Source organism: Streptomyces griseofuscus, assembly GCF_014673495.1.
In the GTDB taxonomy this organism is placed as follows: domain Bacteria; phylum Actinomycetota; class Actinomycetes; order Streptomycetales; family Streptomycetaceae; genus Streptomyces; species Streptomyces murinus.
This window is the reverse complement of sequence record NZ_CP051006.1, coordinates 5767515-5781079: the sequence shown is the minus strand read 5'-3', so window position 1 is coordinate 5781079 and position 13565 is coordinate 5767515. Positions and strand designations below refer to the sequence as shown.

Here is a 13565-nt window from a genome sequence, read left to right as displayed (position 1 = left end):
CCTATTGACGAATGGTCTGGACCAGAGCACCGTCATGTACAGGACATGCCAGGACATGACCCGGGAGGCCCCATGCTCCGCCGCACGCTGCCCCTGCTCGCCGCCGCCCTCGCGACCGCCGCCCTCACCCAGCTCCCCGCCGCGCACCCCGCCTCGGCCGCCGACACCTGCGCGGTGAAGTCCCGCCCGGCGGGCAAGGTGCTCCAGGGCTACTGGGAGAACTGGGACGGCGCCGCCAACGGGGTCCATCCGCCCTTCGGCTGGACCCCGATCACCGACTCCCGTATCCCCGCGCACGGTTATAACGTCATCAACGCGGCCTTCCCGGTGATCCGTTCCGACGGCACGGCGCTGTGGGCGGACGGCATGGACACCGGGGTGAAGGTGCCCACGCCCGCGGAGATGTGCGCGGCGAAGGCGTCCGGCGAGACGATCCTGCTCTCCATCGGGGGCGCGACGGCCGGTATCGACCTCAACTCCAGCGCGGTCGCGGACAAGTTCGTCTCGACCGTCGTACCGATCCTGAAGCAGTACAACTTCGACGGCATCGACATCGACATCGAGACCGGCCTGACGGGCAGCGGGAACATCAACCAACTGTCCACGTCCCAGGCCAACTTGGTCCGCATCATCGACGGCATCCTCGCGCAGATGCCGGCCGGCTTCGGACTGACGATGGCCCCGGAGACGGCGTACGTCACCGGTGGCAGCATCACCTACGGCTCGATCTGGGGCGCGTATCTGCCGGTCATCAAGAAGTACGCGGACAACGGCCGGCTGTGGTGGCTGAACATGCAGTACTACAACGGCAGCATGTACGGCTGCTCCGGCGACTCCTACGAGGCCGGAACGGTGGCGGGCTTCACGGCCCAGACCGACTGCCTGAACAAGGGCCTGGTGGTGCAGGGCACGACCGTCAAGGTGCCCTACGACAAGCAGGTCCCGGGGCTGCCGGCCCAGCCCGGCGCGGGCGGCGGCTACATGTCCCCGTCCCTGGTCGCCCAGTCCTGGGGGCACTACGGCACATCACTCAAGGGCCTGATGGACTGGTCCCTCAACTGGGACGGCTCGAAGAACTGGACCTTCGGCGACAACGTCAAGGCGCTGCAAGGGCGTTGAACAAAGCGCCCCCGAAGGGGCGCGGCGAGCTGCGCGACAAGCCGGGGGGCGCCGCGGACGGACGACCATCCGTCGGCGGCGCCCCCCGGTGGAGCACCTACGCGCCGATGAGGCGCTGCGCCAGGTAGCCCTCGATCTGGTCGAGGGAGACCCGCTCCTGCTTCATCGTGTCGCGCTCGCGCACGGTGACCGCGTTGTCCTCAAGCGTGTCGAAGTCGACGGTCACACAGAACGGCGTACCGATCTCGTCCTGACGGCGGTAGCGGCGGCCGATGGCGCCCGCGTCGTCGAAGTCGATGTTCCAGTTCTGCCGCAGCGCCTGCGCGAGGCCCTTGGCCTTCGGCGACAGCTCCGGGTTGCGGGACAGCGGCAGCACGGCCACCTTCACCGGGGCGAGACGGTGGTCGAGGCGCAGCACCGTGCGCTTCTCCATCTTGCCCTTGGCGTTGGGCGCCTCGTCCTCGACGTACGCGTCGAGCAGGAAGGCCAGCATGGTGCGGCCGACACCCGCCGCCGGCTCGATGACGTACGGCGTCCAGCGCTCCCCGGCCTCCTGGTCGAAGTAGGAGAGGTCCTGGCCGGAGGCCTTGGCGTGCGCGCCGAGGTCGTAGTCCGTGCGGTTGGCGACACCCTCCAGCTCGCCCCACTCACTGCCACCGAACTGGAAGCGGTACTCGATGTCCGCGGTCCGCTTCGAGTAGTGGGAGAGCTTCTCCTTCGGGTGCTCGTACCAGCGCATGTTCTCGGTGCGCAGGCCGAGGCCCGTGTACCAGTTCCAGCGCTGCTCCATCCAGTATTCCTGCCACTGCTCGTCCTCGCCGGGCTTGACGAAGAACTCCATCTCCATCTGCTCGAACTCGCGGGTGCGGAAGATGAAGTTGCCCGGCGTGATCTCGTTGCGGAACGACTTGCCCATCTGGGCGATGCCGAACGGCGGCTTGCGGCGCGAGGTGGTCTGCACCTGGGCGAAGTTGGTGAAGATGCCCTGGGCGGTCTCGGGGCGCAGGTAGGCGACCGAACCGGAGTCCTGGGTCGGGCCGAGGTGCGTGGAGAGCAGGCCGGAGAACTGCTTGGGCTCGGTGAACTGGCCCTTGTTGCCGCAGTTCGGGCAGTTGATGTCGGCCAGGCCGTTCGCCGGGGCGTGGCCCTTCTTCTCCTCGTAGGACTCTTCGAGGTGGTCGGCACGGAACCGCTTGTGGCACGCGGTGCACTCGGTCAGCGGGTCCGTGAAGGTGGCGACGTGGCCGGACGCGACCCAGACCTCGGGGGCCAGGATGACGGACGAGTCGATACCGACCACGTCCTCGCGGGACGTCACCATGTAGCGCCACCACTGGCGCTTGATGTTCTCCTTGAGCTCGACACCCAGCGGTCCGTAGTCCCAGGCGGCACGCTGACCGCCGTAGATCTCACTGCACGGGAAAACGAAGCCACGGCGCTTGCTCAGGCTGACGATGGTGTCGATCTTGTCGGCGGCCACGGTGCTCTCTTCATTACGACGACGGGCGTTGAAGCGAGATGCTTCCAGCGAATGCTTCAGGTTACCGGCGCAGGCTCCCCCACGACCAAATCGGCCCCTGTCCTAACGGGCATCCCGGGGCATCCCGAGGGCGTCCCGGGGCATCTCGACGGGCTTGTTGACAACGGTTTCCATTTTTGTTGAAAATGACTGTCATGAACATACGTGGACGCCTCATACCGGCCGCCGCCCTGACCGCCGTCACCGCCCTCGGCCTCGGCACCCTCTCCGGCTGCTCCGGGAGCAGCACCGCGGCGAGGGGTGACGGCAGGCTCGACGTCATCGCGTCCTTCTATCCGATGTCCTTCCTCGCCGAGCGGATCGGCGGCGACCACGTCCACGTCACCAGTCTCACCACACCCGGCCAGGAGCCGCACGACCTGGAGATCAGCCCCAAGCAGATCGCCGCGATCGACGACGCCGACGCCGTCCTCTACCTCAAGAACCTCCAGCCCTCCGTGGACGCCGCGGTCGCGCAGTCCTCGGTGAAGACGAAGGTCGACGCCGCCTCCCTGGTCTCCCTGGAGGCGCACGGCAACGAGGTCGGCGGGCACGCGGCCGAGCACGACAGCAGCAAGGGCGAGGAGTCCGCGGGCAAGGACCCGCACATCTGGCTGGACCCGGTGCGCTACGCCCAGGTCGCCCAGGGCGTCGGCACGGCCCTGGAGAAGGCCGACCCCAAGCACGCGGCCGACTACAAGAAGAACACCGCGGCCCTGGTCGAGCAGCTCGGCGACCTGGACCAGCGCTTCCGCACCGGCCTCGCGCACACCGAGTCCAAGGTCTTCGTCACCACGCACGCCGCCTTCGGCTACCTCGCCGAGCGCTACGGGCTCACCGAGGAGGCGATCAACGGCCTCGACCCCGACTCGGAGCCGAGCGCCGCGCGCGTGCGGGACCTGGAGCGGATGGCGAAGGCCGACCATGTCTCGACGGTCTTCTACGAGACGCTCGTCAGCGACAAGACCGCGAAGACCATCGCGCACGACGCGAACCTGAAGACCGATGTCCTCGACCCGATCGAGGGGATCACGGGCAAGTCCCGCGGCAAGGACTACTTCTCCGTCCAGAACGCCAACCTCAAGGCGCTCCAGAAGGCGCTGGGCACCAAGTGACAGGAGTCAGCATGGAGACCCACGGCGAACCCGTCATATCCCTGCGCGGCGTACGGGCCGACCTCGGCGGCCGCCCGGTGCTGCGCGGCATCGACCTCACCGTCGCGCGCGGCGAGGTCGTGGCCCTCCTCGGCGCCAACGGCTCCGGCAAGTCCACGGCGATCCGTACGATCATCGGCCAGGTACCCCTGGCCGACGGCACCATCGAGCTGTTCGGCACCCCCCGGCGCGCCTTCCGCGACTGGTCCCGCGTGGGCTACGTACCGCAGCGCACCACGGCCGCGGGCGGCGTCCCGGCGACGGTCACCGAGATCGTCTCCTCCGGCCGCCTCGCCCGCACCCGCTTCGGCCTCTTCGGCAAGGGCGACCGGGACGCCGTGCGCGAGGCCCTGGAGCGGGTCGGCATGGCGGACCGCGCCAAGGACTCGGTGAACGCCCTGTCCGGGGGCCAGCACCAGCGGGTGCTGATCGCCCGCGCGCTCGTCGCCCGCCCCGAACTGCTGATCATGGACGAGCCGATGGCCGGCGTCGACCTGGCCAGCCAGGAGATCCTGGCCCGGACGCTGAAGACCCAGGTGGAGGCCGGTACGACGGTCCTGCTCGTGCTGCATGAACTGGGTCCCCTGGAACCGCTGATCGACCGCGCGGTCGTCCTGCGCGACGGCTGCGTCCTGCACGACGGGCCGCCCCCGAGAGCCGTCGGCCAGCATGCCCTGCCCGGCCACGACCACGTACACCCGCACGCACCCGCGGGTGCCGAACCGATCCGGACGGGACTGCTGAGCTGATGGACTTCCTGAACTACGCCTTCATGCAGCGGGCCCTGCTCGCCGCCGTCCTCGTCGGCATCACCGCCCCCGCCATCGGCATCTACCTGGTCCAGCGCCGCCAGGCCCTGATGGGCGACGGCATCGGACATGTCGCCATGACCGGTGTCGGCCTCGGCTTCCTGCTGTCCACCTCCCCGGTCTGGATGGCGACGGCGGTCTCCGTGCTCGGCGCCCTCCTGATGGAGCTGATCCGCTGGTACGGCAGGACGCGCGGCGACATCGCGCTGGCCATGCTCTTCTACGGCGGCATGGCGGGCGGCGTGATGTTCATCAACATGGCGCCGACCGGCTCCAACGCCAACCTGACGACCTACCTCTTCGGCTCCCTGTCCACGGTCTCCCCCTCCGACGTCAACGCGATCTGCCTGCTGGCCGCGTTCGTGGTGCTGGTCACCCTCGGCCTGCGCCGCCAGCTGTTCGCGGTCAGCCAGGACGAGGAGTTCGCGCGGGTGACCGGGCTGCCGGTGCGCGCCCTGAACCTGCTGACGGCGGTCACGGCGGCGGTGACGGTGACGGTCGCCATGCGCGTCGTCGGACTGCTGCTGGTCTCCGCGCTGATGGTGGTGCCGGTGGCGGCGGCCCAGCAGCTCACCCGGAGCTTCGCGATGACGTTCGCGATCGCGGTGGCGCTCGGCATCACCGTGACCGTCAGCGGCACGATCGCGTCGTTCTACCAGGACGTCCCGCCCGGCGCGACGATCGTCCTGCTCACCATCGCCGCGTTCGTCGTACTGACCGCGCTGGCCGCCCCGCTGGCCCGCCGACGCGCCCGCGCGGCCACGGCGGCGGGGCCCGGCGGGGATCCGGCGGAGTGTGTGATTCCGGCCGCGCGCGGCACGGGAGAGGAGATCAGCGCCTGACCTCCGGGGCGCCGGGCTGGCACAATGGCCCGGGTCAGGGGTGAGACGTGAGGAGGCAGCAGTGACGACCGCTGGACCGCCCGTGAAGGGCCGCGCGACCCGTCAGCGGGCAGCAGTGGCCGCCGCGCTGGACGAGGTCGACGAGTTCCGCAGCGCGCAGGAGCTCCACGACATGCTCAAGCACAAGGGCGACTCCGTCGGGCTCACCACCGTCTACCGCACGCTCCAGTCCCTCGCCGACGCCGGCGAGGTGGACGTACTGCGCACCTCCGAGGGCGAGTCCGTCTACCGCCGCTGCTCCACCGGCGAGCACCACCACCATCTCGTCTGCCGCGGCTGCGGCAAGGCGGTCGAGGTGGAGGGCCCGGCGGTGGAGAAATGGGCGGAGGCGATCGCCGCGGAGCACGGCTATGTGAACGTGGCGCACACCGTGGAGATCTTCGGCACCTGCGCGGAGTGCGCCACGCGGAACAGCTGAGAGGGGAGGCGGCTCAGCCGTCGCCCTCCATCGCCAGCAGCTCCTCGTTCGGGATCGCGCCGCCGAACCGCCGGTCGCGGGAGGCGAATTCGAGGCACGCCCGCCACAGATCGCGCCGGTCGAAGTCCGGCCACAGCACGTCCTGGAAGACCAGCTCGGCGTAAGCGCTCTGCCAGAGCAGGTAGTTGGACGTCCGCTGCTCCCCGCTGGGCCGCAGGAACATGTCGACGTCCGGCATGTCCGGGTAGTACAGGTACTTCTGGATCGTCTTCTCGGACACCTTCGACGGATCCAGCCGTCCGGCCCGCACATCCTCCGCCAACGCCTTGGCCGCGTCGGCGAGTTCGGCCCGGCCGCCGTAGTTCATGCAGAAGTACAGCGTGAGCTTGTCGTTGTCCTTGGTCTGCTCCTGCGCGACCTGGAGCTCCTTGGCGACCGACTTCCACAGCCGGGGCATCCGCCCGGCCCAGCGCACCCGCACACCCAGCCCGTCCAGTTGGTCCCGGCTCTTGCGGATGAAGTCGCGGTTGAAGTTCATGAGGAAGCGCACCTCCTCGGGCGAGCGCTTCCAGTTCTCGGTGGAGAAGGCGTACAGCGAGATGTTGCCCACGCCCATCTCGATCGCGCCCTGGAGCACATCGAGCACCTGCTCGGCGCCGACCTTGTGCCCCTCGGTCCGCGGCAGCCCCCGCTCCTTGGCCCACCGCCCGTTGCCGTCCATGACGATCGCCACATGGTTCGGGACCAGCTCACCGGGGAGCCTCGGCGGACGGGCGCCGGACGGGTGCGGCTCCGGCGCCGTGTACTCGCGCCGCTGGCGCCCCAGGATCCCGCGTACCACCATGTGCTCCGACTCCCTCTACGACTTCTCCGGGCCGGCTCTCCTGGCCCGGCTAGGACTTTTCCACGTACCGCAGCGACCGCAGCCCGCGTTCCAGATGCCAGTGCAGATAGGCGGAGACCAGCCCACTGCCCTCCCGGACGAACCGCGCCTCGCAGGCGTCCGCGGTCTCCCAGTCTCCCGTAAGCAGCGCGCCCAGCAGTACCAGGGTCCCCGGGGACGGTACGACACTGCCGGGCACCCGGCAGTCGACGCACACGGAGCCGCCGGAGGCGACGGAGAAGAACCGGTTGGGCCCGGGCATCCCGCATCTGGCGCAGTCACCGAAGCTGGGCGCGTACCCGTTGACGGCGAGCGAGCGCAACAGGAACGCGTCCAGCACCAGATTCGGGGCGTGCTCCCCCCGGGCCAGCGTCCGCAGGGCGCCGACCAGCAGCAGGTACTGCTGTACGGCCGGCTCGCCCTCATGGTCGGTGAACCGCTCGGCGGTCTCCAGCATGGCCGTACCGGCGGTGTAGCGCCCGTAGTCGGTCACGATGCCGCCACCGTACGGCGCGATGGTCTCACTCTGGGTGCACAGCGGCAGCCCGCGGCCGACCAGTTCGCTGCCGCGCGCGAAGAACTGCACATCCACATGGGAGAAGGGCTCAAGACGGGCCCCGAACTTCGACTTGGTGCGCCGCACACCCCGCGCCACCGCCCGGACCCGGCCGTGGCCCCGGGTGAGCAGGGTGATGATCCGGTCCGCCTCACCCAGCTTCTGGGTGCGCAGCACGATGCCGTCGTCGCGGAACAGACTCATGCCCCCCATTCTCCCCCATGGGGCCGGTGGCCCTTCGCTACCGCTCCGGTACGGCGGGCTCGGCGGCGAGCCACCCGGCCAGTTCGGTGCGCCGCCGCACCCCTTGCTTGCGGAAGCTGTTGGAGTGCCCTTGCGCGGCCAGTGCGCAGATCCGCCGTTCGCTGCCGGTGAGGGCGGGCACGCCGGTCTGGGAGGCGGTGGCCCGGCGGGCTCCGGCGGCGGCGAGCAGGGCGGCGACCACCGCGCACCAGCGTCCGGCGCCGATCCGCTCGGCGTGCCGGACGGCCTCCCGCAGGGCACCGCGGGCGGCGGTGAGGTGTCCGGCGGCGGCGAGCAGCCGGCCGTGGGCGGCGAGCGCGGCGATCAGCTGGGCATCGGTGCAGTCGGTGCGCAGCAGAGCGAGGGCCTGTTCGACGGTGGCGAGCCCGGCCCGGCCGCCGGTGACGGTGCCGAGGGCCCGGTCGACGCACCGGGGGTACAGGAATTCGTTCCGGCTCGGTGGCGGTCAAGAACAACGGCTCCGCCGCCATCAACGGCTGGACCGTCAAGCTGACCTTCCCCGGAAACCAGACGGTCAGCAGCCTCTGGAACGGCAGTTACATCCAGTCCGGCAACACGGTCACGGTGAAGAACGCGAGCAACAACGGCTCGCTCGGCGCCGGCGCCTCCTTCGGCTTCAACGCCAACTACTCGGGCAGCAACGGCGCCCCGACGGCGACCTGCACCACCGGCTGACACGGCGTTCGACGGTGTCGTGCCACACGTAAGCGACACCGTCGACCCGCCCAGGTCGGCCGCCGCCCCGGCCTCGCCGCGGCGGCGGCCGATCTGTCCCGAGGCCGATCCGAACGGCACCACGAACGCGTTCGTTACGATCGCGGTATGACAGCGAGAAGAGAGCCGGCCAGCCGTAGGGAGCGTCCCGCGAAGCCCGCGCTGACCCGGCAGGGCATCGTGGACACCGCCGTACGGCTCATGCGCGCCGAGGGGCTGGAGAAGGTCACCATGCGCCGCCTGGCGCAGGAGCTGGACACCGGCCCGGCCTCGCTGTACGTGTACGTGGCCAACACCGCCGAGCTGCACGCGGCCGTACTGGACGCGCTGCTCGGCGAGGTCGACCTGGTGGCCGAGGGTGCCGGGGAGGACTGGCGGGAGCGGCTTCGGGCCGTACTCGCGTCGTACACCCTCGTCCTGTTCACGCACCCGCAGCTCGCGCGGTCGGCCCTCGTCGCGCGGCCCAGCGGCGAGAACTATCTGCGGCTGGTGGAGCGGATCCTGGATCTGCTCTCCCGCAGCGGCGCGGCGCGCGAACAGGTCGCGTGGGGCGTCGACAAGCTGCTCCAGGACGCCACGGCGGCGGCCGCCGAGCATGCGACACAGGCGCACGACCCCGCGAACGCGGACGACTGGGACGCCCTCGCCCGCGCCCTGCACGCGGTGAACGGGACGACGCATCCGGCGATCAAGGCGCACATGCCGATGCTGCTCGGCGGCGCGGTGCAGGACCGGATGCGCTGGAGCTTCGACGTGCTGGTCAACGGCATCACACAGACACCGGTCCCGCCCACGACGGACTGAGCGAACGCACCCCCGCCCCCTCCCTCGGCCTCCTCCTGCACATCGACGAACTTGTTCGTTACGAACATGTTCGTTAAGGTGAAGGTGTTCGCCAGAGACCCCTTGGCCGGTCGGGAGGCCCCCTGTGACACACGACAACCACGTCCCCATCGCGATCATCGGCGCGGGGCTCGGCGGTCTGACGGCCGCCCGGGTGCTGCGGGTGCACGGGATCGAGGCGACGGTCTTCGAGGCGGAGGCGTCCGCGGCGGCCCGTAGGCAGGGCGGCATGCTCGACATCCACGAGGAGAACGGACAGCGGGCCCTGCACGCCGCGGGTCTGCACGACGCGTTCCGGGAGCTGATCCACGAGGGCGGCCAGGCGATGCGGCTGGTCGGCCCCGACGGCACCGTGCTGATCTCCCGGGAGGACGACGGCGACGGCGGGCGCCCCGAGGTGGACCGCGGTGACCTGCGCGATCTGCTGCTGAACTCGCTGCCGCAGGGCACGGTCCGCTGGGGCGCCAAGGTGACCGGGGCGCGGGGGCTGGGCGGGGGCCGGCACGAGGTGACGTTCGCGGACGGTTCGACCGTCACGACGGATCTGCTGATCGGCGCGGACGGCGCGTGGTCACGGATCCGGCCGCTGGTGACGTCCGCGCGGCCCGCGTACACCGGGATCTCCTTCGTGGAGACGGATCTGCTGGACGCGGACGCCCGTCATCCGCGCAGCGCGGCGCTGATCGGCGGCGGGTTCTTCATCAGCCTGGGCGGCGACCGCGGCTTCCTGGCCCACCGGGAGACCGACGGGAGCCTGCACGTCTACACGGCGGTGAGGGCGGACGAGGGCTGGCTCGGCACGATCGACTTCGACGACGCGGCGGCGGCGAAGACAGCGGTCCTCGCGGGCTTCGAGGGCTGGGACGAGGGCCTGCGGGGGCTGGTCGCGGACGCCGACGGCCCGCTCACACCGCGCCATATCCACGCCCTGCCCGCCGACCACCGCTGGGACCGGGTCCCGGGGGTGACCCTGCTGGGCGACGCCGCCCACCTGATGTCCCCCTTCGCCGGCGAGGGCGCCAACCTGGCCATGTACGACGGCGCGCAGCTCGCCGAGGCCATCGCCGCCCACCCGAACGACCCCGAACTCGCCCTGACCGCCTACGAGTCCACCCTCTTCCCCCGCAGCCACGCCTCCGCCACCGAGTCCGCGGCCAGCCTGGACACGATGTTCAGCGACAACGGCCTGTCCCAAATGGCCGCCTTCTTCACGGCAGACCCGTCGGCTGCGTGACATCTCCGGCCGCCACACAGCTCCCCGAACATGAGTATGTGTACTCAGTCCCGGTAGGGAATCGGGCGGATACGGTGCGTTCCGGCGGCGGGATAGCGTCTGGACGCCGCGCCCGCTCCGGCCGGCGCGGCGTGAGCGTAAACGGGGAGGAATCGGCTGGTGGCATGGGACGAGTGGGAAGAAATCAAGGCCGCGTCGGCCGAGCGGCACTCCACTCCAATGCGGCTCAACCACCTGCCAGGTGATTTCACGGGAAGCCCTTCCAAGGGCGTCTCGGGCACCCTGCGGCACACCAACGGCCCGTGGGGCACCGCGGCGAACACCGCCGACGACCTGAAGACCAGCACGGAGTCGGTGAAGAAAGGCCTGCGGTCGAGCCATACCGGCGTATCGACGGGTGCCGCGGGCCTGGCGAGCCTGGGGGCGTTGAAGACCGTACTCAGCTCCTGGGAGAAGCGGCTGGAAGCGGTGCGGGACGAGTGCACATCGCTGGAGCCCAAAATGCGTGCCGTCGCCCGGGACATGGGCGAGACGGACGTCGCCGTGGCCGACAAGGCTCGGGCCGTGCACGTGGCGGGCGGAGGCAACAGCCGGTGACCTCGGCGCTGACCTGGCAGCAACTGCGTGATCTGAGACTGACGGAGTTGGATGACGCGGCCGACGGCTGGGCCGCGGTCTCGAAACACGCCGACTCCGCGGCCCAGCGCGTGGGTTCAGAGATGGCCGGCCGCCTGGCGAAGACACAGGAGAGCGAGTCCGCGGACGCGGCCCTCCGACGGCTGGACCGACTGAGCGACAACTACCACTACATCCACGCCGAGGCCGGGCTGATCCGCTCCGCGGTGGAAGGGCTTTCCGCGGAACTCTCCACACCACAGCGGCATCTGAAGGCCGCCCTGGACGATGCCGCCACCCTGTCGTACACCGTGAACGCGGATGGGAGCGTCGCCTATCCGAAGGGCAGGAACGACACGACCGGGGAGGAGATCCCCGGCGGAATGGTCGTAGGCAACGACGGCACGCTTCTGCCCAGCAACAAGGGGCTGTACCCGCCCGACGTCCATGGGCACTACGTACCGGGCACAGGCCCCGCGGCATCCGGCCTGATCGGGGTCAACCCCAACTTCGCCAAAGCGCAGGACATCGCCGACCGCATCGCCCGCGCCGTACGCGAGGCCGGGGAGATCGACGAGCGATACCGGCAGGCGCTGATCAAGCTCAAGGCAGGACCTGGGCTCACGGTCGACGCGAAGACGTGGGCCGACGCCGCCGCGGACGTCGAGGCCGTGGGCGAGGCCGAAGCGCATCGCCTGAAAGACGCTGTCCCGCTCGACAAGTCCCCCGCCGCTCGCAAGAAGTGGTGGGACCACCTCACGCAGGAGCAGCGGGAGGAATACCTGGCGGTCTACCCCGACGTGATCGGGAACATGGACGGAATTCCGGCGGCTGCGCGCGACCAGGCCAACCGTGAGAACATCGACCTCCTCATCGGGAAGCTCTCGGGCAGAGACGACGCGAAGTCGAAGACCATGCTGGACGGACTGAAGTCCATCGAGGACCAGTTGAGGCACCCGGACCCGAAGTTCCCGCCCATGTACCTGCTCGGAATCGGAGACAGCGGAAACGGCCGGGCTATTGTCAGCTACGGGAATCCTGACACGGCGAAGAACGTGTCGGCGTATGTCCCGGGCCTCGGCACATCTCTCGACACCGATTTCGCCGGTGGCGATCTCAAGAGAGCACGAGACACGGCCAAGGACGCCCAGTTCTACGACCCTTCGAGCGCGTCGATCGTCTGGCTCGGATACGACGCCCCGCAGATTTCGGCCTCGGAGGGAATACACAACGCGGACGTCATGAGCACACACGACGCCAGAGTCGGAGCGACCGCCTACAACCACTTCATGGCCGGCATCTCGGCGACGAACGACCATACGGACCCTCACATCACCGCCATCGGCCACTCCTATGGCTCTCTCACTGTCGGTCAGGCAGCACAGCGTCACGGCGGCATCCCCGGGGCGGACGACATCGTTCTCGTGGGCAGCCCCGGTACCGGCGTGGACAAGGCGGCGGACCTCAATGTCGGCAAGAACCACGTCTTCGTGGGCGCTGCCGACCACGACCCCGTGACCATGCTCCCCAGCCACAAGGAGGCGGCCGGTACAGGGATGGGCTCTTACATAGGCGCGGTCGAGGGTGCGTTCCTGGGCCACCTCTCCGGCGGGAGTGTCATCGACCAGATGACGGACACCGTGCTCGGCGCGGGTGCGGGCGGCACCGTCGGGTACCACCTCGGGCACAGCGCCTCCGCCCCCCACGAACTCTGGTTCGGAACCGACCCGGCGAGCAAGGACTTCGGCGCCCGCCGCTTCCATGTCGATCCCGGTCCGATGCCCTCGCTCCAGGACCCGGCACCGGCTCACTCGAACTACTTCAATCCGGTAAAAGACAAAGAGTCAGCGAATAACATCGCCCTCATCGTGGCGGGGCGTTCTGATCAGATCCAGGTGGAGCAACCTCGATGAAGAAGCTGCGGACGACTCTTCCGGTCGCTGTGGTGGCCGCCGCCCTGCTGACCGGATGTGCCACGGCGCACGAGTCCGCGAAACAGCTTTCGAACGAAAGGCGTGAGCCGACCATGAACATCACCATGCAGCAGGCGGCGGAACGCGCGGACGGGATGCTCGACGCGACGCTCGACGCGATCAGGCCCGAGGTGCACTGGACTCACAGCGGCACCTCCACGGGTACGTGCGACGTATCGCGCTCGCGGACAGTGATGACGATCGTCTCCAAAGAACGGCGCGGGAACTTCCTCGGCATCGTCCAGCGATTCTGGGAGAAAAGCGGATACCGGATCAAGTCCGTGAACAAGAGCGCCGAATTTCCCGCCGTCTTCGCCCGGTCGGCCGATGGATTCGGTATCTCTCTGGTGGTGGGCGGAGCCGGACAGATCGCATTCGAGGTGGATTCCCCGTGCGTCAAACCGTCGAAGGTGGCGGCTCCGACCACCCCTTCGAACGGGCCCGACTACGACTACCCCATCCCTCGCCCCAATGTGCACTCCGCCTTCTGGTCATCGACCGCCCCGATCACCCCGGACGGCGCACGGTCGTAGCGGCAGCTCGCAGCACTCCGAGCTGCGGC

15 protein-coding genes are annotated in these 13565 nt (G+C 69.5%); 11 read left to right on the top strand and 4 right to left on the bottom strand.

Going from position 1 to position 13565, the window contains the following annotated elements; translation table 11 throughout:
- Window positions 1-72 precede the first annotated feature (72 nt).
- A complete protein-coding gene (locus HEP81_RS26230) occupies window positions 73-1119 on the top strand; it encodes a chitinase (protein WP_037655155.1) in 1047 nt (348 codons plus the stop codon).
- Between the two features lie 97 nt (window positions 1120-1216).
- Here HEP81_RS26230 and HEP81_RS26225 read toward each other — a convergent pair whose 3' ends face one another.
- Window positions 1217-2599, bottom strand: a complete 1383-nt coding sequence (locus tag HEP81_RS26225; RefSeq protein ID WP_037655153.1) for a glycine--tRNA ligase — start codon at window positions 2597-2599, stop codon at window positions 1217-1219.
- 194 nt (window positions 2600-2793) lie between these two features.
- Here HEP81_RS26225 and HEP81_RS26220 point away from each other — a divergent pair, with 194 nt between their 5' ends.
- From HEP81_RS26220 to HEP81_RS26205, 4 genes are all read left to right on the top strand, one after another.
- Complete coding sequence (locus tag HEP81_RS26220) at window positions 2794-3753, top strand: metal ABC transporter substrate-binding protein (RefSeq protein WP_037655152.1); 960 nt, start codon at window positions 2794-2796, stop codon at window positions 3751-3753.
- A gap of 11 nt (window positions 3754-3764) precedes the next feature.
- Window positions 3765-4541 carry a metal ABC transporter ATP-binding protein gene (locus HEP81_RS26215; protein WP_037655150.1) on the top strand — a complete coding sequence of 259 codons (777 nt, stop codon included), beginning with the start codon at window positions 3765-3767 and terminating at the stop codon, window positions 4539-4541.
- Window positions 4541-5443: a metal ABC transporter permease gene (locus HEP81_RS26210; protein ID WP_037655148.1), complete on the top strand. Its 903-nt coding sequence runs from the start codon at window positions 4541-4543 to the stop codon at window positions 5441-5443. Before HEP81_RS26215 ends, HEP81_RS26210 begins: the two co-directional genes overlap by 1 nt.
- 61 nt (window positions 5444-5504) lie before the next feature.
- On the top strand, window positions 5505-5921 hold the full coding sequence (locus tag HEP81_RS26205) for a Fur family transcriptional regulator (RefSeq protein ID WP_037655147.1): 417 nt from the start codon (window positions 5505-5507) through the stop codon (window positions 5919-5921).
- Window positions 5922-5934: 13 nt separating this feature from the next.
- Here HEP81_RS26205 and HEP81_RS26200 read toward each other — a convergent pair whose 3' ends face one another.
- The 3 genes from HEP81_RS26200 to HEP81_RS26190 are packed head-to-tail and all read right to left on the bottom strand — an operon-like array spanning window position 5935 to window position 7805.
- Window positions 5935-6765 (bottom strand): isoprenyl transferase, encoded by an 831-nt coding sequence (locus HEP81_RS26200; RefSeq protein WP_037655145.1) that lies wholly within the window; start codon window positions 6763-6765, stop codon window positions 5935-5937.
- A 49-nt stretch (window positions 6766-6814) separates the two neighbouring features.
- Window positions 6815-7564, bottom strand: coding sequence for a DNA repair protein RecO (recO, locus tag HEP81_RS26195; protein WP_037655142.1), 750 nt, complete (start codon window positions 7562-7564; stop codon window positions 6815-6817).
- Window positions 7565-7601: 37 nt separating this feature from the next.
- The gene (locus HEP81_RS26190; protein ID WP_037655141.1) at window positions 7602-7805 is read right to left on the bottom strand and encodes a helix-turn-helix domain-containing protein; all 204 of its coding nucleotides are present in this window, start codon (window positions 7803-7805) and stop codon (window positions 7602-7604) included.
- A 257-nt stretch (window positions 7806-8062) separates the two neighbouring features.
- On the opposite strand from HEP81_RS26190, the gene HEP81_RS26185 reads away from it, so the two are divergent.
- The 6 genes from HEP81_RS26185 (at window position 8063) to HEP81_RS26160 (ending at window position 13536) form a co-directional block, all read left to right on the top strand.
- A complete protein-coding gene (locus tag HEP81_RS26185; RefSeq protein WP_037655140.1) occupies window positions 8063-8299 on the top strand; it encodes a cellulose binding domain-containing protein in 237 nt (78 codons plus the stop codon).
- Between the two features lie 147 nt (window positions 8300-8446).
- On the top strand, window positions 8447-9142 hold the full coding sequence (locus HEP81_RS26180) for a TetR/AcrR family transcriptional regulator (protein ID WP_037655138.1): 696 nt from the start codon (window positions 8447-8449) through the stop codon (window positions 9140-9142).
- A 124-nt stretch (window positions 9143-9266) separates the two neighbouring features.
- The gene (locus tag HEP81_RS26175; RefSeq protein ID WP_037655136.1) at window positions 9267-10415 is read left to right on the top strand and encodes an FAD-dependent oxidoreductase; all 1149 of its coding nucleotides are present in this window, start codon (window positions 9267-9269) and stop codon (window positions 10413-10415) included.
- A gap of 159 nt (window positions 10416-10574) precedes the next feature.
- Window positions 10575-11012 carry a hypothetical protein gene (locus HEP81_RS26170; protein WP_037655134.1) on the top strand — a complete coding sequence of 146 codons (438 nt, stop codon included), beginning with the start codon at window positions 10575-10577 and terminating at the stop codon, window positions 11010-11012.
- Complete coding sequence (locus HEP81_RS26165) at window positions 11009-12943, top strand: alpha/beta hydrolase (protein WP_037655131.1); 1935 nt, start codon at window positions 11009-11011, stop codon at window positions 12941-12943. The genes HEP81_RS26170 and HEP81_RS26165 overlap by 4 nt, the downstream gene beginning before the upstream one ends.
- Complete coding sequence (locus HEP81_RS26160) at window positions 12940-13536, top strand: hypothetical protein (protein ID WP_243279592.1); 597 nt, start codon at window positions 12940-12942, stop codon at window positions 13534-13536. The genes HEP81_RS26165 and HEP81_RS26160 overlap by 4 nt, the downstream gene beginning before the upstream one ends.
- The last annotated feature ends 29 nt before the right edge of the window (window positions 13537-13565 follow it).

What these genes read in the sequence shown, in the direction of transcription:
- HEP81_RS26230 (WP_037655155.1), top strand. Translation starts at nt 73, where the DNA reads ATGCTCCGCCGCACGCTGCCCCTGCTCGCCGCCGCCCTCGCGACCGCC.
- HEP81_RS26220 (WP_037655152.1), top strand. Translation starts at nt 2,794, where the DNA reads ATGAACATACGTGGACGCCTCATACCGGCCGCCGCCCTGACCGCCGTC.
- HEP81_RS26215 (WP_037655150.1), top strand. Translation starts at nt 3,765, where the DNA reads ATGGAGACCCACGGCGAACCCGTCATATCCCTGCGCGGCGTACGGGCC.
- HEP81_RS26210 (WP_037655148.1), top strand. Translation starts at nt 4,541, where the DNA reads ATGGACTTCCTGAACTACGCCTTCATGCAGCGGGCCCTGCTCGCCGCC.
- HEP81_RS26200 (WP_037655145.1), bottom strand. Translation starts at nt 6,765, where the DNA reads ATGGTGGTACGCGGGATCCTGGGGCGCCAGCGGCGCGAGTACACGGCG.
- recO (WP_037655142.1), bottom strand. Translation starts at nt 7,564, where the DNA reads ATGAGTCTGTTCCGCGACGACGGCATCGTGCTGCGCACCCAGAAGCTG.
- HEP81_RS26180 (WP_037655138.1), top strand. Translation starts at nt 8,447, where the DNA reads ATGACAGCGAGAAGAGAGCCGGCCAGCCGTAGGGAGCGTCCCGCGAAG.
- HEP81_RS26160 (WP_243279592.1), top strand. Translation starts at nt 12,940, where the DNA reads ATGAAGAAGCTGCGGACGACTCTTCCGGTCGCTGTGGTGGCCGCCGCC.